This is a genomic window from Pseudomonas sp. MF08875, assembly GCF_059862525.1.
Window position 1 is genome coordinate 1 of the sequence record NZ_JCBCUW010000059.1, and the last position, 23,070, is coordinate 23,070.

26 protein-coding genes are annotated in these 23,070 nt (G+C 59.1%); 9 read left to right on the forward strand and 17 right to left on the reverse strand.

Going from position 1 to position 23,070, the window contains the following annotated elements:
* From AC19YT_RS24735 to AC19YT_RS24770, 8 genes are all read right to left on the reverse strand, one after another.
* Positions 1 to 766, reverse strand: a 766-nt coding sequence (locus AC19YT_RS24735; protein ID WP_500611189.1) for a fimbrial biogenesis chaperone, incomplete at its 3' end; no start/stop codon positions are given.
* A gap of 82 nt (positions 767 to 848) precedes the next feature.
* Entirely contained in the window at positions 849 to 1,412 is a 564-nt protein-coding gene (locus tag AC19YT_RS24740; RefSeq protein WP_095108446.1) for a fimbrial protein, read from the reverse strand.
* Between the two features lie 359 nt (positions 1,413 to 1,771).
* Positions 1,772 to 2,506, reverse strand: coding sequence for a fimbrial biogenesis chaperone (locus tag AC19YT_RS24745; RefSeq protein WP_500611190.1), 735 nt, complete (start codon positions 2,504 to 2,506; stop codon positions 1,772 to 1,774).
* 14 nt (positions 2,507 to 2,520) lie between these two features.
* Entirely contained in the window at positions 2,521 to 3,501 is a 981-nt protein-coding gene (locus tag AC19YT_RS24750) for a fimbrial protein (protein WP_500611191.1), read from the reverse strand.
* Between the two features lie 136 nt (positions 3,502 to 3,637).
* On the reverse strand, positions 3,638 to 6,289 hold the full coding sequence (locus AC19YT_RS24755; RefSeq protein WP_500611192.1) for a fimbria/pilus outer membrane usher protein: 2,652 nt from the start codon (positions 6,287 to 6,289) through the stop codon (positions 3,638 to 3,640).
* Positions 6,290 to 6,382: 93 nt separating this feature from the next.
* Entirely contained in the window at positions 6,383 to 7,027 is a 645-nt protein-coding gene (locus tag AC19YT_RS24760; protein WP_500611202.1) for a fimbrial biogenesis chaperone, read from the reverse strand.
* Between the two features lie 240 nt (positions 7,028 to 7,267).
* A complete protein-coding gene (locus AC19YT_RS24765) occupies positions 7,268 to 7,909 on the reverse strand; it encodes a fimbrial protein (protein ID WP_500611193.1) in 642 nt (213 codons plus the stop codon).
* Between the two features lie 188 nt (positions 7,910 to 8,097).
* The gene (locus AC19YT_RS24770) at positions 8,098 to 8,784 is read right to left on the reverse strand and encodes a response regulator transcription factor (protein ID WP_095108451.1); all 687 of its coding nucleotides are present in this window, start codon (positions 8,782 to 8,784) and stop codon (positions 8,098 to 8,100) included.
* Between the two features lie 390 nt (positions 8,785 to 9,174).
* On the opposite strand from AC19YT_RS24770, the gene AC19YT_RS24775 reads away from it, so the two are divergent.
* Together AC19YT_RS24775 and AC19YT_RS24780 are read left to right on the forward strand one after the other, a co-directional pair.
* Entirely contained in the window at positions 9,175 to 10,716 is a 1,542-nt protein-coding gene (locus tag AC19YT_RS24775; RefSeq protein ID WP_500611194.1) for an EAL domain-containing protein, read from the forward strand.
* 203 nt (positions 10,717 to 10,919) lie between these two features.
* A complete protein-coding gene (locus AC19YT_RS24780) occupies positions 10,920 to 11,282 on the forward strand; it encodes a histone-like nucleoid-structuring protein, MvaT/MvaU family (RefSeq protein ID WP_095108453.1) in 363 nt (120 codons plus the stop codon).
* 218 nt (positions 11,283 to 11,500) lie between these two features.
* Here AC19YT_RS24780 and AC19YT_RS24785 read toward each other — a convergent pair whose 3' ends face one another.
* Complete coding sequence (locus AC19YT_RS24785) at positions 11,501 to 12,031, reverse strand: DUF4946 domain-containing protein (RefSeq protein WP_095108454.1); 531 nt, start codon at positions 12,029 to 12,031, stop codon at positions 11,501 to 11,503.
* 157 nt (positions 12,032 to 12,188) lie between these two features.
* On the opposite strand from AC19YT_RS24785, the gene gloA reads away from it, so the two are divergent.
* Positions 12,189 to 12,710 carry a lactoylglutathione lyase gene (gloA, locus tag AC19YT_RS24790; protein WP_095108455.1) on the forward strand — a complete coding sequence of 174 codons (522 nt, stop codon included), beginning with the start codon at positions 12,189 to 12,191 and terminating at the stop codon, positions 12,708 to 12,710.
* A 72-nt stretch (positions 12,711 to 12,782) separates the two neighbouring features.
* On the opposite strand, the gene ahpF is transcribed toward gloA, so the two are convergent.
* From ahpF to AC19YT_RS24805, 3 genes are all read right to left on the reverse strand, one after another.
* Positions 12,783 to 14,345, reverse strand: a complete 1,563-nt coding sequence (gene ahpF, locus AC19YT_RS24795; RefSeq protein ID WP_095108456.1) for an alkyl hydroperoxide reductase subunit F — start codon at positions 14,343 to 14,345, stop codon at positions 12,783 to 12,785.
* Positions 14,346 to 14,468: 123 nt separating this feature from the next.
* On the reverse strand, positions 14,469 to 15,032 hold the full coding sequence (ahpC, locus tag AC19YT_RS24800; RefSeq protein WP_020294651.1) for an alkyl hydroperoxide reductase subunit C: 564 nt from the start codon (positions 15,030 to 15,032) through the stop codon (positions 14,469 to 14,471).
* A gap of 137 nt (positions 15,033 to 15,169) precedes the next feature.
* Positions 15,170 to 16,108 carry a site-specific integrase gene (locus AC19YT_RS24805; RefSeq protein WP_500611195.1) on the reverse strand — a complete coding sequence of 313 codons (939 nt, stop codon included), beginning with the start codon at positions 16,106 to 16,108 and terminating at the stop codon, positions 15,170 to 15,172.
* A 178-nt stretch (positions 16,109 to 16,286) separates the two neighbouring features.
* On the opposite strand from AC19YT_RS24805, the gene AC19YT_RS24810 reads away from it, so the two are divergent.
* Positions 16,287 to 17,285, forward strand: coding sequence for a DNA-binding protein (locus AC19YT_RS24810; protein WP_500611196.1), 999 nt, complete (start codon positions 16,287 to 16,289; stop codon positions 17,283 to 17,285).
* Here AC19YT_RS24810 and gorA read toward each other — a convergent pair.
* Complete coding sequence (gene gorA, locus AC19YT_RS24815; protein WP_500598071.1) at positions 17,282 to 18,640, reverse strand: glutathione-disulfide reductase; 1,359 nt, start codon at positions 18,638 to 18,640, stop codon at positions 17,282 to 17,284. The genes AC19YT_RS24810 and gorA overlap by 4 nt on opposite strands.
* A gap of 129 nt (positions 18,641 to 18,769) precedes the next feature.
* Positions 18,770 to 19,609, reverse strand: a complete 840-nt coding sequence (gene galU / locus AC19YT_RS24820) for a UTP--glucose-1-phosphate uridylyltransferase GalU (RefSeq protein ID WP_095108460.1) — start codon at positions 19,607 to 19,609, stop codon at positions 18,770 to 18,772.
* Positions 19,610 to 19,834: 225 nt separating this feature from the next.
* Here galU and AC19YT_RS24825 point away from each other — a divergent pair, with 225 nt between their 5' ends.
* Entirely contained in the window at positions 19,835 to 20,026 is a 192-nt protein-coding gene (locus tag AC19YT_RS24825) for a hypothetical protein (RefSeq protein WP_095108461.1), read from the forward strand.
* Positions 20,027 to 20,157: 131 nt separating this feature from the next.
* Positions 20,158 to 20,442 carry a hypothetical protein gene (locus tag AC19YT_RS24830; RefSeq protein WP_500598074.1) on the forward strand — a complete coding sequence of 95 codons (285 nt, stop codon included), beginning with the start codon at positions 20,158 to 20,160 and terminating at the stop codon, positions 20,440 to 20,442.
* Between the two features lie 15 nt (positions 20,443 to 20,457).
* Here the strand turns inward: AC19YT_RS24830 and AC19YT_RS24835 are convergent, their stop codons facing one another.
* The 3 genes from AC19YT_RS24835 to AC19YT_RS24845 form a co-directional block, all read right to left on the reverse strand.
* Entirely contained in the window at positions 20,458 to 20,688 is a 231-nt protein-coding gene (locus AC19YT_RS24835; protein WP_095108463.1) for a hypothetical protein, read from the reverse strand.
* Between the two features lie 92 nt (positions 20,689 to 20,780).
* Positions 20,781 to 21,131 (reverse strand): hypothetical protein, encoded by a 351-nt coding sequence (locus AC19YT_RS24840; protein WP_500598076.1) that lies wholly within the window; start codon positions 21,129 to 21,131, stop codon positions 20,781 to 20,783.
* A complete protein-coding gene (locus AC19YT_RS24845) occupies positions 21,128 to 21,310 on the reverse strand; it encodes a hypothetical protein (RefSeq protein WP_141233968.1) in 183 nt (60 codons plus the stop codon). Before AC19YT_RS24845 ends, AC19YT_RS24840 begins: the two co-directional genes overlap by 4 nt.
* Between AC19YT_RS24845 and AC19YT_RS24850 the strand changes: the two genes are divergently transcribed.
* The 3 genes from AC19YT_RS24850 to AC19YT_RS24860 all read left to right on the forward strand — a co-directional run bounded on the left by AC19YT_RS24850 (position 21,309) and on the right by AC19YT_RS24860 (position 22,955).
* The gene (locus AC19YT_RS24850) at positions 21,309 to 21,611 is read left to right on the forward strand and encodes a DUF1883 domain-containing protein (RefSeq protein ID WP_095108465.1); all 303 of its coding nucleotides are present in this window, start codon (positions 21,309 to 21,311) and stop codon (positions 21,609 to 21,611) included. The genes AC19YT_RS24845 and AC19YT_RS24850 overlap by 2 nt on opposite strands.
* A gap of 20 nt (positions 21,612 to 21,631) precedes the next feature.
* Positions 21,632 to 21,802 carry a hypothetical protein gene (locus tag AC19YT_RS24855; RefSeq protein ID WP_095108466.1) on the forward strand — a complete coding sequence of 57 codons (171 nt, stop codon included), beginning with the start codon at positions 21,632 to 21,634 and terminating at the stop codon, positions 21,800 to 21,802.
* Between the two features lie 88 nt (positions 21,803 to 21,890).
* Positions 21,891 to 22,955: an NAD(P)H-dependent flavin oxidoreductase gene (locus AC19YT_RS24860; RefSeq protein WP_500611197.1), complete on the forward strand. Its 1,065-nt coding sequence runs from the start codon at positions 21,891 to 21,893 to the stop codon at positions 22,953 to 22,955.
* Positions 22,956 to 23,070 lie beyond the last annotated feature (115 nt).

The following is a 23,070-nucleotide window of genomic DNA, read 5'->3' on the forward strand; positions in this document are numbered from 1 at the left end:
AGGAGACATCCGCGACAAGGATTGCTCCAGCGCACCAAAAAAAAGGCCAACCCGCGAGGGTTGGCCTTTTCCTAGAGCAGCGAAAGCAGCATATTGGGAAATACAGCAGCTTTTCTGGGATCCTACAGGCGGTCTGGATTACCTTGGCGCCCTCGTGGGTGCCAAGCGCCACGGCCACTTCATTGAAACTCACGTGGTACGCCGACGGGTTGTGCACTTTCAGTGTCGAGCCCTGCACACTCCAGCGCAGTTGCGCGGGGGCTTCTTCGGGCTTGCCCGGCAGGCTCTGAGGCCGGAAGAACACCTTGGTGCGGATGCGAAAAGCGAAACGCAGATGGTTGAGGTTGTCCTCCTCGTCTTGCGCGGCCCCTGGAGGTGGCGATACAAGCGGCGGTACTTCCAGCACGTTCAGCCAGAACACCGACTCCTTGTCCTTGGGTAATGGTTCACGTGTGTAAGCCAGGCGCATGGCCTGGCTCTTGCCAGGATCAACGCGAAAAACCGGTGGAGTGAGGCTGAACGGCACGTCGCTTTGCTCAGCGGTCACGCTGGCATCACCGGCATCGAGCCACGCCTGCACCAGACGCGGTGCGTGTTTGTCATCGTTCGTCACGCGTACGGTGATCTCGCGTCGCTGTTCGGGATAAACCTGGCGGGTCCCACTGATAATCACGCCCGCCTGGGCAGGCAGCAGAGGCGCGCCAATAGCCAGGCCCAGTGCGGCGTAAACCAGGCAACGGGGCAAACGGCTGGAAAAACGAAACATGTTCACTTCCCTCAACATCAAGGCTGCGCCCGGCCGGTTGGGGCGGGCGCCTGCTTGGAACAAACGAATCCGGGGGATTCGATCAGGGGAAGGTCACGGAGTACTGCACGGCGGTGCTGACAATACCGGCGCCGGCAGCGCCACCGGTGGCGATGTACTGGGCAGCAAATGGCAAGGTTGCCAGGCCAGCGTTGACCGTCGCCGTCGTGGAGTTCTGGCCGGTCCGCAGGTCCATTGGGGTTTTGGTGGCTTCATCGACGATCTGCACTTCGACGTTGGCCGCAGGCGACGTCGCAGCGGTATTGCGCAAGTTGCCGGTGGCCGGGTTGATGGCCGGGCTGGTGGTTTCATACATCACCGCGACGATGGTGCCATCCGGGCAGGTGGCCGAGCCGCCGACGTAGATGAAATAAGGCTTGGCGCCTGCGGTCACGCCGTCGGCCGCCAGGGAGCTGGTCTGAACCTTGTTCAGCACCACCGGGAAGTTGGCGCCGCTACCCGGCGCGCCTCCGGTGCCGCCGCTGATGGTGCAGGTGGTGCCACCGATCTCCCCAGTGATGGTGATGGTTCCGTCTGCGGCAAACGCGGAGGTTGCAGCAAGACTGGAAGCGGCCAGCAAGGCAATGGCCTGTACGCACTTTTTCATAAATGAATTTCTCTCATGGTTAGGTATCACGCTTTATCGCTGTGCAATCAACGGACAAGGCTGGCTCATCCCGTCAGAGTCAGGCCCAGGGGCGTGAACCTCACGGTAGGGCACACGTCGCCAGGCAGTGGAAATCCATCTCCGGGGTGCGCGCCAAAGCAGCCCCGACTTTTCCAACAGTGCCCGTTAAATAAGGAGCATTAGCCCCTTGGCGATGGCGCGCACTTTGCCAAAGTGCACATTTTCTAACCACTGACCGAACGGATAGGCGGTCGCAATCAGGAAAGAAAATGTTCAGATTGCGCCACTGGCAAAACGAGATCAGGGGCGCAAAACAGGCGAAGCAACATGAGATATGTTCATAGATCCAGGCGATGATGCTGGGTTGCACCATGGTCGTCGATGCTGCTGAAACTCAGCCTGGCCGTGCCCTTGGCCTTGAGCGCTGCGCCCGAAAGAGGAATGCGCAGCACCTGCCCAGGGGCGACCATCGGCGGGTCGGCGGCGGTGTAGGCGCTGTCGGTCATCAACGACAGCCGAGACAGGGTCACGTGGTAAGCCGTCGGGTTGTACACCTCCAACTCTGCCCGGCCCGGGTCGGGCAAACGCCATTGCAGCGCGGCCGGCGCCTCTTCCACCTTCCCGGGTAACCCGGGCGGGCGCACAAACAGCTTGATCCGGGTGCGAAAGGCAAAGCTCACCGAGCCTGCCTGGGTATGCTGGGCCTGCGGCCCAACACTCAACACATTCACCCAGAACACCGACTCCTGATGAACCGGCAATGCCTGCTCCTGGGGAACCCAGGTAATGCGTAACGCGGTGCTTTTTCCACCTTCGATCCGCAGAACCGGCGGCACGACCGTAAAAGGTGCTTCGGCCTGCCCCGGGCCTGCCTGTGGGTCACCCCGGTCAATCCAGGCCTGCACCAGGCGCGGACCGCGTGCGGTGTTACTCAGTGCCAGGGTGATATCGCGGTTCTCGGTGTGGTAGACGGCCCGGGTGTGCCCCAGCACTATTTCGGCGCAGGCCGAAGCGGCGTGGAAACTGGCTGCCAGGCTCACCACCGGCAGCCACAGGCGCCTTGATCGACTCATGAACGCGGGCACGGTCAGCGGTAACTCAGGGTGAAGGTCGCCACCCCATTGGCCTTGCCCGGGATAATGCGGGTGTCCGTTTGCACGTACCGCGCGGTCAGGGGAATGCGGAAAACGCCGTTGCCCGTGCTGCCAGCCAGCCATTGGTTAGGATTGCCGATAGCCGACGAGTCCGGGCCATAGCGCACCAGTGTCGTGCCATGCAGCAGTTGAAGGGCCACGCCTTGCGCCGTCGAAGTATTACTCAGGGACAGCACGTCGCTGCGGTTGGCCGGTTGGCTCTGGTCCGTGAGGGTAATCAGGACGTCGGTCTTCGAGCCTGTGCCTGCCGCGCAGTCGAGTGCAATTGATTCGGTAACAGACCCCGCCGTACTGCCCGGGCCCTGGAAGTCATGGGTGGCGATAGTGCCCAGGGCCATGTTCACCCCGGGGGTCGAAACCGTGCAGGTCGGTTTTCTCGGTGGGTGGATAACGGTCGCATTGAAGTTGATGGCATGGTAGCCGGGGCTATTGATGTCGGACTTGTCGAGCGTGAAGCGGCCCACATTGAACCCATTGATTGTCCCGCCCGTCACCGGCCCCGTGGCCACCAGAAAGACGCGCCCGTGAACGCCCCAATAGCGGATTTCGTCGGGTGTGCCATAGAGGCCGACGTTCTCCAGGCCAATGGCACGCAATGGGCGATTGGGGTCTTGCGCCATCATGGCAAAGCCCACGCCCGGCACGTTAGTGGCGAACACCGGCATCGTCAGGCCCATGGCGCTGAAGGTCATTGCGGTGGGCTGGCTGTTAACCACCCGCGCCCAAGACGTGTGGAACTCTCGATGCCCGTAGTAGTAACAAATCAACCCGGCATCGGCACCAAAGAAGTACCCGTCAGCATTCCCAATCACCTCCCCCACGACGGGCGGGGCAGCCAGGGTGACGGGAGGAATACTGATATGGGCCGCTGGCTGCGGCGTGCACTTGCCATAACCATAAGTCTCTTGGGCCATCAGGCACCCACCCAGTAAAAATCCGCAGAAATAACGATAATCAAACACGTGCGTACCTTTTCAATTCACAACGAGTCGAGCGCCCGCCACCGACCAGCAGGCAGGCCCCGTATCTTTCACAGCCCGATGGCGCCGGTTAAGGGGCCGCGCGCGCCAGGCATTGCCCTTGCAGCCAATCCGCCGAAACCTGGCGCTGGCGCTTGTCCTGCACTGGTAGCTGGTAGGCGATATGACATTGCTCGCTCTGCCCTTCCCCCCAGCGGACAGTGAGGGTTCCCTTCTCGGCAATCCCTCGTACAAAGGCCTTGCTGCCCTGCCCGACCACACCCACTTCGACCCCTTGCTCATCGAATACCTGCGCCGCGAATGGCAGGTTGCGTCCTCCTTCCTGCTGGCTCTTGAGAACCACGGCGCGGCCGCTGACGGTGGCGAACTCCAGTAACGACACCGCCCCCAGGGTGGGTGCCACTGTTCTTGAGGTTTCGCTCAACTCAACATCGAAAGAGGTGCCACTGGGGTCGAGGCTCACCCTGTTTTGCTGGAACGGCAGCAACGATGGCGCCACGGCGTAACCGCGCCCGTCCACCCGCACATTGCCAGCACTGCTCAACAAGGCCCCCTGCGCATCCGGCACATGCACCAGTGCAACGGCTTCCCCCAGAGACTGAGAGAGGGTCACACCCTCGCGATGCGCCACGAGCCCGCCATCGGCACTGAACGACAATTGGCTGTTATGCCCCGAGCGCCCGTAGCCGGCCCGCAGGTTGGCGGCGCTGGTGCGGTAGCCACCATAGGCATTGAGACTGTCGTGGGTCGCCCCGTCATCGGCATTGCGGCTTCCCGACAGGTCGTAACTGAGTTCGTTCTGCTCCCCGGCCAGGCCGGAAAGGCCGACCTGATAGTGACTGGAGTCAGTGCTGCCACTGTTGCGCGAAAGCGAACTATTGAGGCTGGGTGCTCGCGAACTCCCACCCAAAGGCAACGACAGGCTCAGCACAAAGCGGTTGTCGGCCCGCCCCGCGTTGCTTTGCCGGCCAAAGAACACGTCATCGCTAGACTCCTGCGAAGACAGCTGCCGTCCATCGTCAATGCGCGATCGCTGCCAGGACAGGTTCCAATTGACCTTTTGCCAGGACGCGCCATAGCCGAGGGTGAATGAGGTCTGGCGCCCTTGGCTGCGCCCCCAATAGTCCGCCGAACTGCCGTACAAGCTGAGCGTGCCGCTCCCCAGTTTTTGGCTGAGGGTCAGGTCGACCCGGCTTTTCTGCCGGGCATAGGAGGACGGATCCGTGCCTTTGCGCGCCCACTCCCGGATGTTGATCGCATCGATCAGGCTCAGGTAGCCCTCGGAGGTGAAACGGTACGCGCCCAGGACTACGTTGGTGCCCGAGTCCACAAGGTTTTTGTTATAGGCAATACCGAAGTTGGTCCCCGTGGACGTACCCTGGCCGGGGATCGCGGTACGCGCGCCACCCGCCTCCAAGGAAAACGCCCCTAACGAAGTGTTGAATGCCGTACCCAACTTGGCCTGGGCATAGCCTTCGGAAACCAGGCTGCCGCCATACAGCGTCACCGCGTTGCTCAACCCGCGCGATAAAGTGCCCTGCACCACCGCGGGGGAGCTGCGGGAGCTGCTGTTCTGGCGGACCTGGCCGAGCGCGGCGCTGTACTTCATGGCGTCGGCGCGCAGCAGTTGCGGGGTAACGGAAAACGGCACGACAAAACTGCGTTTGCGCCCCCCCACTTCGGTCACGCTGACCGTCAGGTCACCGCCATAGCCTGTAGCGAACAAGTCATCGATCACGAATGGGCCCGGCGCCACGGTGGTTTCATAGATGCGGTAACCGTTCTGGCTGATGCTCACCGTCGCATTGCTGTCGGCAATCCCCCGCACCACCGGCGCATAGCCACGCTGCGACTGGGCAAGCATGCGCTCATCCGTGGCCAGGCTGATGCCGCGCAGGCCGACATTGTCCAGGATCTGCCCGCCAGTGAAGCTGTCGCCGATTGTCAGCAACGACTGAAGCGGCGCGACGGACCGCTGCACATAGGTGGCCGTGCTCTGGTATGGCGAACGCCCACGATTACTCCAGGCCTGCGCGCCCTGGTGCCGCAGGCGCCATTGACCCAGGTTGACGCCACCGTTGAGGCCTAGGTAGGTGCGGTCATTGCGCTCGCCCTCAGTGGTGAGGGAGGTGCTGAAGTTGTAGTTCAACAGACCGGCAGTGATGCCGCTGTCCCACTGCGACGGGTCGACATAAGCGCGGGCCGAAGGCTTCATGTACAGCTGCGGGATACTGAGGGTCAGTGCCAGGGAGCCAGGATCGAACAGGACGTCGGCGGCCAACAGCCAGCTGCCGATCTCGGCACATTCAAGCGCATTCGGCGCCTGGCTGTTGCGAGGCGGGATTTTTTCCAAGGCAATACCCAACTTGGTCAGCAGCACCTGGTTAAAACAGGGAACCAGTTCAGAGCTATTGACCTTGTCGACAAAATCAATGTCCCAGCGGCCCGTGGAATAACCGTTGATGTATACGTCCACACGGTAAGTACCTGGTGCCAGGGGCGTACTCTTTTCAAAACGCGATAAATCAACTTTTGGCCCGATAGTCTGGGTAAAAGCGTCAAGATCAAAAGTGAGCGGCGTTAGGGGTTGCGCCATTAATTGCACACCCGGCCCTGCAGTGAAAAACAAACAACCGACCAGCGGAAATACACGGGCGAACCCATTACAAATAACGCCGACAGCAGGACGACGGCGCAACAACAGTTGCTTTTCGACAGGCATGATTATCGCTTCATATAAACAATTCGCAGGACGAACTGAACACCTACACAAAGAGCAGGCTGTAGTTATCGAACTAATCTAACCCTTCAAACACTACCTGTGCAGCGGGGCTCGCTGTGGCAGTGAAAAACCGCCGTAATCATTGATGTATTTAAATTCAACATGCATCTGCTGAGGAAACGAACTTGGAATATTGGCCTGTGCAAAACGCATTACCTGGCCTGGTGCAACCATCGCATCGCTAGCGATCAAGGCCAACGGTACTTGTGTGCCGTCCGGCGCAGTAAGTGCCACTTCATTGAACGTGACGTGGAAAGCCGAAGGATTGAATACTTCCAGGGTGCCATTTTTATTGCCTGGCCTCAGCGTCCAACGCAGCTGAGCGGGAGCCTGCTCTGAATTACCCGGCAGGGAATTTGGGCGGAAAAACAACTTGGTGCGAATGCGGAAGGCGAATGTCAGCTGATTGCTGCCCTCATCGGACTCTTGATTTTTAATGTCAACTTTTGGCGGAACTTCCAGGACATTGAGCCAGAACACCGACTCTTTATCGACAGGCAACGGCTCCTTTGTATAAGTCACGCGCAATGCCTGGCTTTTCCCCGCATCCAGGCGAAATACCGGGGGCGTTATATTAAAAGGCGCATCAGCGGCATCGGCGTCTTGTTCGGCCCCACTTAACCAGACTTGCACCAGGCGAGATTGCTGACGATCATCATTTGTCAGCCTTACCGTTATTTCCCGGCGCTACTCTGGATAAATCTGGCGGGACCCTTCAATAACCACGCCGGCGCTCGCGTGCCAAGACGCTATTGCGGTCGACAGGCAAACCACACCCACCGCAAGTTGGCGAAATGATTCGCTAAGTAAATACGACATTGCATTGATCTCTACAGATTAGGAAGTAGCGCCCAACCGCGAAAGTTGGGCGCCAAGCCTATCAATCAGGTTACTGAGCCCGAACGAACTCAGAACTTATCAGGGGAAGGTCACGGAATACTGGACACTGGTTTCCACCTTGCCTGGGCTGGCCGCCCCACCTACTGCCACATAGCGTGCGGCGAAAGGCAGGGTGGCCAGGCCGGAAGTGACCTGAGCGGCCGTGGTGCTCTGGCCTTTACGCAGATCGATGACTGCATCGTTGGCCAGCGCTCTATCAATGATCTGCACTTCTACGTTGCTTGCCGGGCTGCTCGTGGCACGGTTACGCAGGTTACCGGTAGTCGGGCTGATCGCCGGGCTGCCGATTTCATACAGCACGGCAACGTTGGTGCCGTCCGGGCAATGCTGACCACCGACATAGATAGCGAAAGGCTTGGCACCGGCGGATTCACCTTCTGCCGACAACGCGGTGTTCTGGATGGTATCGAGCACCACCGGGAAGTTTGCACCCGAACCCGGCGCACCGCCGGTACCGCCGCTGATGGTGCAAGTAATGCCCCTGATCTCGCCCGTGATGTTAATAGTACCGTCGGCTGCGAGAGCAGCTCCTGCGAATACACTGGAGGCCGCAAGAAAACCCAAAGCAATTACATTTTTTTTCATGATGAAAACTTCACTCACGAGAGAAGAACAATAAAAAGAGGCCTTTACCAACAGTAGGGACTTACTGCCTTTCAAGACGCCAATTAATCCATCGACGTTCCGACGACCTGCGCCAGAACACGAAAAATATCCCACAAGTGGGGAGCATGCAGATACGAGACAAGTCCCAAAATCTACTGCGCTTTATATTTTTTGATGTACTCGCTAGTTGCCTATACAACTAGCGAATATGACACAATAATCATTCTCAGTTAGCCGAGTGGTTATATCACGCCGCTCGCCTGCATTTTGAAAAGTTCTATATCCGTACGAATACTTAGTTTTCTGAAGGCTGCTTGTTTTTGTCCGCTAATGGTTTTACGGCTTTTCATAAATTTTGTTGCAATTTGCGATACCGACATCCCGAGTAAACAGCAACGGATAACTTCTATTTCTTTCGGGCTCAGCAACGGGCACTCCATCGGGCTTTTGGTTCTTGCCTTGGGCATATCTAACCCGGACATGGCCATGCCGGAGAACGCGTTGAGTTCAGCCAATAAGGGCGGGGGTAAATAACGGCGCCCCGAGGCCACTGCGCGCACTGCTGGAATCAACTGATCGGTAGCTTGGCTCTTCCCAAAGTAGCCGCTGGCGCCTGCCCGCAGAGCCATTTTTATCGTTGATGGCATCTCCAGCGCGGAATATATGAGAATCCGCAGGTGCGGGTAGCGATTATGCAGTAGTTGTAGAAGGCTCACCCCGTCAAGGTCTTCCTCACCCAACTGATAGTCCACGATGAGCACATCGCTGGCCGATCGGCGCAGGGCCTCTATTAGCTGCGCACTACAGGCATAAACGCCCACTACTTGGAAATCGCTTTCCCGCGACAATCTGGCCTCGAGCGCCTCTCGGATCAAGGCCTGTTTATCCAGCACGATAATGGTTAACAATGCAGCTGTAGACACGCTCATATCACCTGAAACTTTTTCTGATTATTCAAAATATGTCTGACACGCACCTGAAAAATACAAGGCATATCAGGCTCCTACTCTCCCTGCCGGCAAAAAGACACAGACCTCAAAATGAATCAACTTAAACAATGTTTTATTTATTGTCGCAATACAATTCCTGCCCCCGCCGACCATTTATTTATTTGCGGTGAACATAAATAACGAGAAACATAAAAGTTGCCCTCGCGACCATTTACTGACCCGCCCCTGACGGTGCATTCACTCGCCAAGCCCTTTCAGACAAGCGCACTTCCCGGTTGCCATCTATCATGCGTTGATCTGCTGATAGCGCTTTCATTGGCGGCTTCTTCCCTTTAACGAAGATCCTCAAGCTCCCCACAGGTTTTGCCAATGCCATTGACTGTCAAAGGTCGCCGGTCGCGATCAGCCCGTTTGGTCATCACCCTGCTGATTGGCACCGTGCCCATCGCCCTGGGCTTCGCCATTCTTTATCTGCAGGCGCAGCGCAGCCTAGAGGACTCCACGGCCCGCACCGCACAGGAGGCGGTACGTCAATTCGACCTGATGCTCGACAACACCGAACAAGCCGCACGCGCACTACTGCCGTTGGCCGGACAAGCATGCGACCGTGACAGGCAACTGGCGTTGCGTGAACAAGTGACTCGGCGCCCGTTCGTGCGCTCTACCAATCTGATTTTCGATAGCGTCAACTATTGCAGCTCGCTTTTTGGCGACCGCTTCGTGGCCGAACTCAAGGCCGAGGATTACGTCGCGGGCCAGTTGCTGCTAATGCCTGGCAATCCCCTCACCCCTGACACGGCACTGTTGGTCTATCGCCAAAGCGAAGGCCGCCGTGGGGCGCTGGCCACGGTCGATGGCTATCACCTGACCAATGCGCTGCGCCTCATCAGTCCTTATAGCGATCTGCTATTGCAAGTTGGGCCAAACTGGTTGTCTTCACAGGGCAAGGTGCTCGATTCCACGCCACCCTCTTACCCGGTGGCGCCGAGTCACCTCAGTTCCTCGCGTTATCCCTACAGCGTCGCCGCGGGCATGCCGCAAGGTGAGGTCTGGCGCTACATGAAGGCCCGCTACCCTGCACTGTTCAGCCTGCTGATTTTTTTCGGGGCATTGTCCGCCGTCCTCGGCCATTGGCTGCAAAAACGCACGTCCTGGCCCGGGCATGAATTGCACCGCGCACTGGAGGCCGGCGAGTTCATTCCATATTTCCAGCCAGTGGTGCGCGGCGACACCATGCAGTGGGCCGGGATTGAAGTGTTGATGCGCTGGCAGCACCCCAAGCAAGGCCTGGTGCGCCCCGACATGTTCATCCCGTTCGCCGAACACTGCGGGTTGATCGTGCCGATGACCCGCTCGCTGATGCGCCAAACCTCCACCGTGCTCGCCCCCCATGCCGCGCAACTGGTCGATGGCTTCCATGTGGGCGTGAACATCACCGCCAGCCACTGCCTGGATTTGGCATTGGTGGACGATTGCCGCGAGTTTCTGGCGGCTTTCCCACCGGGCAAGGTTTCACTGGTACTGGAACTGACTGAACGCGAGCTGATTCAGCCCACCGAGATCACCCATCAACTGTTTGAACAATTGCACGGCTTGGGCGTGCTGATCGCCATCGATGACTTCGGCACGGGGCATTCCAGCCTGGGTTATTTGCGCCAGTTCAAGGTGGATTTCTTGAAAATCGACCAGAGTTTTGTGGCAATGATCGGTATTGACGCCCTCTCCCGGCACATACTCGACAGCATTATCGAACTCTCGGCCAAGCTGGACCTGGGGATTGTCGCCGAGGGGGTGGAGACAGTGCTCCAGAGTGAGTATCTGGCCGCCCAGGGCGTGGACTATCTGCAAGGCTATCTGTTCGGCCGCCCGATGCCAGGCGATGAGTTCCTTGTTGCATTAAGCAAACATTAACCAGGCTGTACATACAAGCGTACTAAACCGCTCGAAGTAGATAAGCGCCACGCCGTGATTTACTCCGGCGTCTTTAACTACTACAATTTTTCCTGTCTGCGCAAAATCGCAGGCACGCCATTTACACCAGGTCATTTCAAGATTTTGGCTTAGAGCCAGGTTCTCGGTTGGTATCAGCCAAATACATTATTGGAGTAAAGATATTGTCCAGACTCGCTGAATTTCGTGCCGCTGAAAAGGCCCTTCAAGAACAGCTCGCGCAGCTGGAATCGTTGAAGAATGACGCCGGACTCAAAAAAGAAATCGAGTTCGAGGAAAAACTCCAGGGCCTGATGAAAACCTACGGTAAAAGCCTGCGCGATATTATCGCGATCCTTGATCCGCACCCGAGCAAATCGAGCCCGCTGGCAGTCACGCCGAAAACCCGCCGCGCCCGTGTGGTCAAGGTTTACCAGAACCCACACACCGGCGAACTGATCGAGACCAAGGGTGGCAACCACCGTGGCCTCAAGGCCTGGAAGGAGCAATACGGCGCCACGACCGTTGATTCCTGGCTACGTGGGTAAGCGATACCTGCTCATCAAAAGCCCTGCCTGTGCAGGGCTTTTTTAGTTATGCCGAAAGTTGCGGGGCGGTTCAAATAGGCCTGCGCCGTAGTCCCCCATGTATACCCATCGCAGATCCGCGGAAATTCACCGGATCAACCTGTCGCACAACTTTTTACATAGCGCCTTATGATTAGTTTTTAGCCACGAAGGCACGCTTTTGAACATCGACTTTTAAACTAGAGCTGCAAGCTATTGCGCGTAGCGAGTATCTGCGCCTGATTCAAGGAAAACTCGGCAGCCTGTCCAGCATAGGAAAAAACAAAAGCCCGGCGGGCATCCACGGCCGTGACTAAGGTTTGCGACAGCACATGTTCACCGTTGCGAGTAACTGTGCAGGTGGTCTCGAATGCTGTTAACTGCGCCAACTTGGATGGGTGTATTCGATTGCAAACGCTTTGATATCCACCTGCGGAAAAATCCTTTTGGACCCTTTTGCGCATTTCCAATAACACCCCCTGCACATTGACTACATGGTCGGGGGCCACCTCAGTCATGGTCAATTCCATCACCATCACCGGCGTGCCCGTGGCGTCATACTTGACCGCACGTTGCCGGGATAGAGAGGAAGCTGCCGCGTGGGCATCCACCGTCACCTCCTCGGGTTGCCAGCCAGCAGGCCAGTTGACGACCGGGGCGGCAGCCAAGGCATTAGCGGTGGCCGGCAGGGCCAGGGCACAGAGTAAAGCGCGCAGCACGCGGGGGATCATCAAGGTACTCAAGGCTCACGGGCGAAGCGGTAAAGTCTGGGCCCACGCGGGCAGCGAGGCAATAGCCCGTTGGCCTTGGCACCAGCCGTTGCGTATCATGCCAGCGGTTGACCGCAAGCCACGCCGTTTGCCCACTTCTCTATTTTCCGGAGGGCTCATGAGCCTGCACGAACTGAACACCTTCCCGGGCGTGACCGCCCAACCTGACGCCGCCACCGCCCAATTCGTGTTTAACCACACCATGTTGCGCGTCAAGGACATCACCAAATCCCTGGACTTCTACACCCGCATCCTCGGCTTTTCGCTGGTGGAAAAACGCGACTTCCCTGAAGCCGAGTTCAGCCTGTACTTCCTCGCGCTCGTCGATAAAAACAGCATCCCCGCCGACTCTGGGGCCCGTACCGAGTGGATGAAATCCATCCCCGGCATTCTCGAGTTGACCCACAACCACGGCACCGAGAACGACCCCACCTTCAGCTACCACAACGGCAACACCGACCCACGCGGCTTTGGCCATATCTGCATTTCGGTGCCGGACATCCGCGCCGCGTGCGAGCGCTTTGAAGCCTTGGGCTGCGACTTCCAGAAACGCCTCAACGACGGGCGCATGAAAAGCCTGGCCTTTATCAAAGACCCTGACGCCTATTGGGTGGAAATCATCCAGCCTGCGGCCTTGTAAACGCCGCGCATACAAAAAAAACCCCAGGATCGCTCCTGGGGTTTGTCGTTTACGGGCCCTGCAATCGGGCAATCAGGCCGGTGCCGACGTCCGGATGAGGTGGTCGAACGCACTGAGGGAAGCCTTGGCGCCCTCGCCCACCGCGATCACGATCTGCTTGTACGGCACGGTGGTCACGTCGCCTGCGGCAAACACGCCCGGAATCGAGGTTTCGCCGCGGGCATCGACGATGATCTCGCCACGGGGCGACAACTCGACGGTGCCTTTGAGCCAATCAGTGTTGGGCAACAAACCGATCTGCACGAAAATCCCCTCCAATTCAACGCTGCGTATTTCGTCGCTCTGGCGATCCTTGTAGCGCAAACCGTTGACCTTCTGCCCATCGCCGGTGACTTCAGTGGTTTGCGCATGGGTAATCACCGTCACGTTCGTCAGGCTGTGCAGCTTGCGTTGCAGGACCGCATCGGCGCGCAATTGCACGTCGAACTCCAACAGGGTGACGTGGGCGACGATGCCGGCCAAGTCGATGGCGGCCTCGACACCCGAGTTGCCGCCACCAATCACCGCCACGCGCTTGCCTTTGAACAGCGGGCCATCGCAATGCGGGCAGTAAGCCACACCCTTGTTGCGGTATTCCTGCTCGCCGGGCACATTCATTTCGCGCCAGCGGGCGCCGGTGGCCAGGATCACCGTCTTGGCCTTGAGACTCGCGCCACTGGCAAAACGCACTTCGTGCAGCACGCCGTGCTGCCCAGGCACCAAGGCATTGGCCCGTTGCAGGTTCATGATGTCCACATCGTATTGCTTGACGTGTTCTTCCAACGCCATGGCCAGTTTCGGCCCTTCAGTTTCTTGCACCGAAATAAAGTTCTCGATCGCCATGGTGTCGAGCACCTGGCCACCAAAGCGTTCCGCCGCAACGCCCGTGCGGATGCCTTTGCGCGCTGCGTAGATCGCCGCCGCCGCGCCGGCCGGGCCGCCACCCACCACCAGCACATCAAAAGCATCTTTGGCGCTGATTTTCTGCGCCTGTTTCTCGATGGCACTGGTGTCGACTTTGGCGAGGATTTCTTCCAGGCCCATGCGGCCCTGGCCAAAGTTCACGCCGTTGAGGTAAATGCTGGGCACCGCCATGATCTGGCGCTCGTCCACTTCAGCCTGGAACAGCGCGCCGTCGATGGCGACATGGCGCACGTTGGGGTTGAGTACCGCCATCAGGTTCAGGGCCTGGACGACGTCCGGGCAGTTCTGGCAAGACAATGAAAAATAGGTCTCGAAGTTCAGTTCGCCTTTGAGCGAGCGGATCTGCTCGATCACTTCGGCGCTGGCCTTCGATGGATGGCCGCCGACTTGCAGCAGGGCCAATACCAGGGAGGTGAATTCGTGGCCCATGGGGATGCCGGCGAAACGCAGGCTGATATCGGCACCCGGGCGGTTCAACGAGAACGAGGGCTTGCGCGCATCGGTGCCGTTGTCGAGCAATGTGATGAGGCTGCAAAGACTGGCGACGTCTTTGAGCAGCGCGAGCATTTCCTGGGATTTCGCACCGTCGTCGAGTGAGGCAACGATCTCGATCGGCTGTGTGACCCGCTCCAGGTACGACTTCAATTGAGCTTTAAGATTGGCGTCCAACATACGGGCGATCTCCATGTTTGGTTCGGTAGAAAAAACAACGCCCGGGCAGAATCGCCCAGGCGTTTTGTGGGGCGATGCGGTTTACATGCTCAAGTGCTCATCGCCCTCGACCTGAACGCAGTGTCAGATCTTGCCGACCAGGTCCAGAGACGGCGCCAAAGTGGCCTCGCCTTCTTTCCACTTGGCTGGGCAGACTTCGCCCGGGTGCGCGGCCACATACTGAGCGGCCTTGATTTTGCGCAGCAGCTCGGAAGCATCGCGACCGACGCCGCCATCGTTGATTTCAACGATTTTGATCTGGCCTTCAGGGTTGATGACGAAGGTGCCGCGGTCTGCCAGGCCTGCTTCTTCGATCAGCACATCGAAGTTGCGCGAGATGGTCAGGGTCGGGTCGCCGATCATGGTGTACTGGATCTTGCCAATGGCTGGCGAAGTGTTGTGCCAGGCCGCGTGGGCGAAGTGGGTGTCGGTGGAGACGCTGTAGATTTCGACGCCCAGTTTCTGGAATTCGGCGTAGTTGTCGGCCAGGTCTTCCAACTCGGTTGGGCAAACGAAGGTGAAGTCAGCCGGGTAGAAGAACACCACAGACCACTTGCCTTTCAGGTCGGCGTCGGACACTTCGACGAATGCGCCGTTTTTGAATGCGGTGGCTTTGAACGGTTTAACTTGGCTGTTGATGATAGGCATCGTTGATTCTCCGTCAGGGTTGAAAAGTTGATGGGGAGAATCTTAGCCATTCATCGGCGTACTGGCTCATTGCCAAAGCTGATGCTACCGATTGGTTTTGACTATCAGCGCAGCTTATTAATAGAAGAAACCTTGAGTCAGTCGCCCACGCTGCGCTCGCTCAGTTGCGTCATGCCCACAAAGGGGCTGGCGTCTATGTAGCGCATCGCGGACTTCATGTCCTTCCAGCCCACATAGCTCATCAGCGACTTCAAATCCCAGCCACTGCGGTGTGCCCACGTGGCAAAGCCGCGGCGCAAGGAATGGCTGGTGTAGTGCTCGGCAGCAATCCCGGCGCGCGACAACGCCTGGCGCAGCAGCGGGATCACACTGTTGGCGTGCAGCGGCTCGTCCCCCAGGTTGCCCCAGCGGTCAATGCTGCGAAACACCGGGCCGCGCACCAACGCCGCGGCGTTGATCCATTCGATATAGGCCTGCACCGGGCACAATCGCGCCAAAGCCGGGGTTTGATAGGTTTTGCCCTGGTACTCCCGGTCACTTTTGCTGCGGGGCAAGTAGAGGGTGATGCCTGCGCTGGCGACAGCTTGCACCTGCTCGACCTCCAAGCGGCATAGCTCATCACTGCGAAAGCCACGCCAGAAACCCAGCAGAATCAGCGCCGTATCGCGCCGGGCACGCAGTAAACGGGGCTGATCGTGCCCAGCCAATGCTTGCTCGGCCTCCAACGCCAGGTAAGCGATGAGGTGCTCCAGGTGTTGCAACTGCAAGGGTTCGGCCTGTTTTTCCTGGGCCGGATGCAGCGCGCGGATGCCCTTGAACACCTTGCGTACCACTGGGGCCTTGGTCGGGTCGGCGAACCCTTGGCTGTTGTGCCATTGCGCCAGCGCCGAAAGCCGCAGCTTGAGGGTGTTTATCGACAGCACGCCGGCGTGTGCCACCAGATAGCGCGCCACACTGTCGCTGGTGGCGGGCAGGAAGCCGCCCCAGGTCACCTCGAAGTGCTCGATGGCCGCCCGATAGCTACGGCGCGTGTTGTCGCGGGTGGCCGCTTGTAAATAGCGATCCAGATCACTCATGGGCAAATCCCGGGCGGGTGTACGGCATAAAGGGACCAAATCTCGCGAAAAAGACTCTGGCGCGGGGTAATACCAGTATATCCCATGCCAGTTATTGCCTTGATATCAATATTGTTGGGTTATGATATGGTATGTAATTACAGGGTACATACCACAGTACGAAATCGTAGGAGATGACATGGCGCGCGGCGGTATAAACAAAGCGGTGGTGCAAACGGCACGCCTGGCCCTGCTGGCCCGGGGTGAGCACCCGAGCATCGACGCGGTACGTATCGAGATGGGCAATACCGGCTCCAAAACCACCATCCACCGCTATTTAAAAGAGCTGGAGGGCAGCGATCCGAAGCCCACCGGTGCAACGGCCTCTCTGAATGAAGAACTGACAGAACTGGTCGCGCGTCTGGCCCAGCGCCTGGAGGAGCAGGCCCAAGCGCCGCTTGCCGAGGCCGCAACGGCGTTTGAAGCACAGCGCGCCAGCCTGCAACAAACCCTCACCCAGGCAACGGCCGAACAGGCTCGCTTGCAGCAGCAACTGAACGTCCAAGGCGTGGCACTGAGCGAGGAAAGCGCCCGCTTGCGGGAAACCCACTCGATGCTGCAAAGCGAGCAAACCCGCAACGCCGGCCTCAGCCAAGCGTTGAGCGACGCACAGGTGCGCCTAAAGGACAAGCAAGAGCAGATCAGCTCATTGGAGGAAAAACACCTGCACGCCCGCGATGCACTGGAGCATTACCGCAGTGCAATCAAGGAACAGCGCGAACAGGAACAGCGTCGGCATGAGGGGCAGTTGCAGCAACTGCAAATGGAGGTGCGTCAGGCGCAGCAAAGCGCCATGGTGCGCCAGGATGAAATCACCCAGTTGCACCGCGATAACGAACGTTTACTCACGGAAAACCGCGCCACGCTGCGGGAACTGAGCCTGACCCGGGAGCAACTGAGCGAGATTCGCCAGCAGCATGAACAACACATAGCGCATTCCCGTCACAGCGACAGCGAGCGCACCCTCCTCCAGGAACGCCTGCGGGTGGCGAGCCTGGAGTGCGAGACCCTGCAGCGCAGCAGCGCGGAACATCAGCAGGCCGGGCAGCAATTGCAACTGCGCCTGGCCAACACCGAGGCCCAGCTACAGGCTTTGCAAGCCGCCGCGCTAGAGGCGGCGACGCAAAGCGATAGCTAACGCTCGACAGGTGTACGCATGGTGACGAATTCTTCAGCGGCTGTAGGATGTACGCCAATGGTTTCGTCGAAATCACGCTTGGTCGCGCCCGCCTTCACCGCTATGGCCAGGCCCTGAATGATCTCCCCAGCGTCCGGGCCGACCATGTGGCAACCCAGAACCTTATCGGTCTTGGCGTCCACCACCAGCTTCATCAAGGTGCGCTCCTGGCAGTCGGTGAGGGTCAGTTTCATCGGGCGGAAGCGGCTTTCGAACACCTGCACCGTATGGCCCTCTTCCCGGGCCTGCTCTTCGCTCAAGCCGACAGTGCCGATGGTGGGCAAGCTGAACACTGCCGTCGGGATCATCTTGTAATCCACCGGGCGGTACTGCTCAGGCTTGAACAACCGCCGCGCCACCGCCATGCCCTCGGCCAGCGCCACCGGCGTCAGTTGCACGCGGCCGATCACATCGCCAATGGCCAGGATCGACGGCTCGGCGCTCTGGTACAGGTCATTGACCTCGATGAAGCCACGCTTGTCCAACGTGACCCCGGTGTTTTCCAGGCCCAGGTTGTCGAGCATCGGCCGCCTACCGGTGGCGTAGAACACGCAATCGGCGGCCAACTGGCGGCCATCCTTGAGGGTGACATTCAGGCTGCCATCGGCCTGCTTCTCAATGCGCTCGATGTCGGCATTGAACTGCAGATCCATCCCGCGCTTGACCAACTCTTCCTGCAAGTGCTGACGCACCGCGCCATCAAAGCCTCGCAGGAACAAATCGCCGCGATACACCAGCGTGGTCTGCGCGCCCAGGCCATGGAAAATGCCAGCGAATTCCACCGCAATATACCCACCGCCCACCACCAGCACCCGCTTGGGCAGCGCTTTAAGGAAGAAGGCTTCATTGGAACTGATGGCGTGTTCACGGCCCGGAATATCCGGAATCTGCGGCCAGCCACCGGTGGCGATCAGGATGTGCTCGGCAGTGAAGCGCTGGCCGTCGACCTCCACTTCGTGTGGCCCCAGCACCTTGGCGTGGCTTTCATGCAGAGTCACGCCGCTATTGACCAGCAGATTGCGGTAGATGCCGTTCAACCGGTTGATTTCCCGGTCTTTGTTAGCGATCAGGGTCGCCCAGTCGAACTTCGCTTCGCCCAACGACCAGCCAAACCCGCTCGCCTGCTCAAAGTCCTCGGCAAAGTGCGCCCCGTACACCAGCAGTTTTTTCGGCACGCAGCCCACGTTAACGCAGGTGCCGCCCAGGTAGCGGCTTTCGGCCACTGCCACCTTCGCGCCAAAACCGGCCGCAAAGCGCGCAGCCCGAACACCACCGGAACCGGCGCCAATCACATAAAGGTCAAAATCGTAGGCCATTTCATTCTCCTCGGCAGGCAAGCAGCATACCCGCTGTGTTTTTTTCGGCCAGCGCCGTAAGGGGCCTGGTGATCAAAAATGAAAAAGCCACCCGAAGGTGGCTTTTCCTGACAGCACAGCCTGAACGTATCAGTAGGCCTTGCCAGTCTTGTAGAAGTGTTCGAAGCAGAAGTTGGTCGCTTCGATGTAGCCTTCTGCGCCGCCGCAGTCAAAGCGCGTGCCTTTGAACTTGTAGGCAATGACGCAACCGTCCTGCGCCTGCTTCATCAGGGCATCGGTGATCTGGATTTCACCGCCCTTGCCCGGCTCGGTTTCTTCGATCAGCTTGAAGATGTCCGGGGTCAGGATGTAACGGCCGATGATCGCCAGGTTCGACGGCGCATCTTCGGGTTTTGGTTTCTCGACCATGTTGCGTACGCGGTACAGGTCATCACCGATCAGGTCGCCGGCGATCACGCCGTACTTGTGGGTTTCCTGCGGATCGACTTCCTGGATCGCCACGATGGTGCAACGGTACTGTTTGTACAGTTTGACCATCTGGGTCAGCACGCCGTCGCCTTCCAGGTTGACGCACAGGTCGTCCGCCAGTACCACGGCGAAAGGCTCGTCGCCAATCAGTGGGCGGCCGGTCAGAATCGCGTGGCCAAGGCCTTTCATTTCGGTTTGGCGGGTGTAGGAAAAAGAACACTCGTCCAGCAGTTTGCGGATGCCGACCAGGTACTTCTCTTTATCCGTGCCCTTGATCTGGTTTTCCAGCTCATAGCTGATATCGAAATGGTCTTCCAGCGCCCGCTTGCCGCGACCGGTGACGATGGAGATCTCGGTCAGGCCGGCATCCAGCGCTTCTTCGACGCCATACTGGATCAGTGGCTTGTTGACCACCGGCAGCATTTCCTTGGGCATGGCTTTGGTCGCTGGCAAGAAGCGAGTGCCGTAGCCGGCTGCTGGGAACAAGCATTTCTTAATCATATGAGTCCTTGAAAGGGCTGTATGGACGAATTTTGGCGCAGTCTAATCAGGCGCGGTAGAGCTTACAATGGCCTGCGATGGCGAACCGATGTCAACATAGAGAAATAATCCGCCCGTAAGTTCCTGCCGTACCGCTATAAAGGGCCGCACACCTGCGACGAAATGCCATGAGCGCGAATTTGGGGCTATCATTGCGCCCCTGATTCAACCAACGAGACAGATTAGATGTCGGCAACAAAAAGTGTTAACGGTTACCAGATCAACCAGGCCAAAGACGGCCAATGGTGGGTAGACAGCGTTGGCGGCGAAAACATCGCCGGCCCCTTCCCCACCCAGGAACTGGCCATCGAAGTGGCCAGCGTGCTGCAAGACCAGCCCACTGCGTTCACCCGCAAACGCAAGAACCCACAGTCCTGATGCCCGCACCAGGGCCTTGCTCCCCGCAACGCCCCGGCGTATTTGCCTGTACGTAAATGGCCTTTGGCTATAGCCTGCGCAAAGGTATTTGCCGCGCCCGCGGCGACTTCAGCATCCGGATGAATCGACACATGAAAAAAGCCCTGTTTATCTGCGCCTTCGCGGTCACATTGAGCGGTTGCGCCACGGCCGAAAAAACCTACCTGAACAACGGCCAGCAGGGGCTGACGATTGATTGCTCAGGCGAAGCCAATTCCTGGGCCACCTGCTATGAGAAGGCCGATGCGTCTTGCGCCGGGACCGGCTACAACATCATCGGCACCGACGGCACCCCATCGGTGCCGGAAAGCGACAAGACCCTGGGCGTGGACGTGGGCAACTTCAAGGGCCGTAGCGTGGTGGTCGTTTGCAAGTAAAAGGCCCTGGGCCTTCTACATATGGATTTCCGCGAACTTGATCCCCAACCCGCGCACCACTTCGATCAAGTCGTCGAGGCGAGCGAAGGACTCGACCTCATCGTTGTCGTCCACCAGGAAAAAACTGCGCCCAGCGCTTTTCTTGAAGAATACGATCCATTCCCCGGAGTTCGCCGGATTTTGAATCACATGGGTCGCCGAGATATGACCCTCGGCATGCCGTTGCGTGACGTGTTCACGTTTCATGTTGGCTGCTCCAAAAACAATGCCGCCCAAAGCAGGCCTTGGGCGGCATTGATGCAAATTTGCCACAGTTTATCGGATGCCAGCGTTCACCGTCAGCCAGAAATACAGGCTGTAGCGGCCTCGCGCACATCCTGCGGGCGTAGCGGCATGTTGGACATGCGCTCGTAGAGCTTGATGCTGCTACCGCCAGAGCGGTCGTCGATTTCCAGGATGGCTGCCGGCCCCATGGACAGTTTCTGCGCCACGATAATCCGGATGCCGCCCTTGTACGGCTCCATTTGCATGGCCCCGCGGCTATCTGCCAGGCGTTCGACCACGCATTGGCCGTAGGCTTTGGGCTCCTTCCCTGAAATCACCGCCAGGGTCGGTGGCGCCTGGCGGATATCCGACACCGTCGCGCAACCGCCCATGGCCAAGGCCAGAATCCACACAAGCCGCTTCATACAAAACCTCCGATAAAGACGCTCGGACAGCGTAAAGCCTGCTTTTCTCCGCATAAACCTTCGCAACCGGCGCTTATTTTCTTCAGGCCACTGCTGCTGGCCAGATAATCCGCCGTCTGTGCTGATAAACTGCGGGCCATTGTTTTGACTGCAAAAAGAGCCCTTCTGGAGGCGCCCATGAAATTTATCCACCAGCGCGAGCACCTCAACGAAGACGATATCGTCATCATCGAGTGTTCCCAGACCTGCAATATCCGCCTGATGAACGACGCCAACTTCCGCAGCTTCAAGAACGGCGGCCGCCACACCTACCACGGTGGCGCCTTCGACCAGTTCCCGGCCAAGATCACCGCACCGAGCACCGGTTTCTGGAACATCACCATCGACACTGTGACCAACCGCGCCATCAGCGTGACGCGCAAGCCCACCCTGACCCATTCGATCCGCATCGTGCGCCGCTCCAGCTCGAAACTGCGCTAAACCGAACCAGAGGAACGACCATGGCCCAGACCACCAAGTACGTCATCAAGTACAAACTCAATGGCGAGCGGCGCTTCGAGTTCGCCCAACTGGCCACCGGCAGCCAGGAAGAAGCCGAGGCAGCGCTCAAGGCCATTCACGGCGACGGTGACGATGTGCTCAGCGATATCAGCGTCAGCAAAGCGCTGTAACCCGCCACATCGCTGGCTTTATGCCAGCCACTCCTGCTACAAACGCTCCGTCGTCCTCTTCAATTTGACCTCGGAGCCCTCCCCCGATATGAGCCAGTGGCCGGACACCCGCATTCTCGACCTGCTCGGCATTGACCTGCCGATCATCCAGGCGCCCATGGCGGGCGCAACCACCCAGGCGATGGTTATTGCGGCCGGCCAGGCGGGGGCCTTGGGCTCACTGCCGGCGGCGATGTTGAGCGTCGAGCAACTGCGCCAAGAACTGACCAGCCTGGGCCAGCAGCACGCCAAACCGCTGAACCTGAACTTCTTCTGCCATCAGAACGCCCCCGCTGACCCTCAGCGCGCAGCGCAATGGAAACAACTGCTGGCGCCCTACTACCGGGAACTGGGCCTGGACCCTGACGCCCCGACGCCTGTGTCCAACCGTGCGCCTTTCGATAATGCGGCGTGCGAGGTGGTGGAAGAATTCCGCCCGGCCGTCGTCAGTTTCCACTTCGGCCTGCCGGAAAAATCCCTGCTGGATCGGGTCAAGGCCACCGGCGCCAAGGTGCTGTCCTCGGCCACCACCGTCGCCGAGGCCACCTGGCTGGAGCAGCAGGGCTGTGACGCGATCATCGCCATGGGCTACGAGGCGGGCGGGCATCGCGGGATGTTCTTGAGCGACGATCTCAACACCCAGGTCGGCACCCTGGCGCTGGTGCCGCAAATCGTCGACGCCGTGAGTGTGCCCGTGATCGCTGCGGGCGGGATCGCCGATGGCCGGGGCATCGCGGCGGCGTTCATGCTGGGCGCCTCGGCGGTGCAAGTGGGCACCGCCTACCTGTTCACCCCCGAAGCCAAGGTCAATGCGAGCCACCGCCATGCCCTGCGCAGCGCCCCCGAGAGTGCGACCGCGCTGACCAACCTGTTCACCGGGCGCCCGGCCCGGGGCATTGTCAACCGCGTCATGCGTGAATTGGGGCCGATGAACCCCAAGGCGCCGGCCTTCCCCCTCGCCGGCGGCGCACTGATGCCACTGCGGGCCGAACGCGAAGGCGAATTCGGCAACCTCTGGTCCGGCCAGGCCTTGCGCCTGGGTGTGGAGCAATCGAGCGCCGAGTTGACCCGGCGCCTGGCCGCCGAAGCCCTAGCGCTGCTGATACGGCGCTGAAAACCCACCGCCGCGCCGACGGGTGCGGCAATCCATGCGGTTCCGTTTAGCGGCCATTCGCTATATATTCGACTACATAGCGTTAATCCCCCAGTCCGGTGCGGCCTACCTCTAA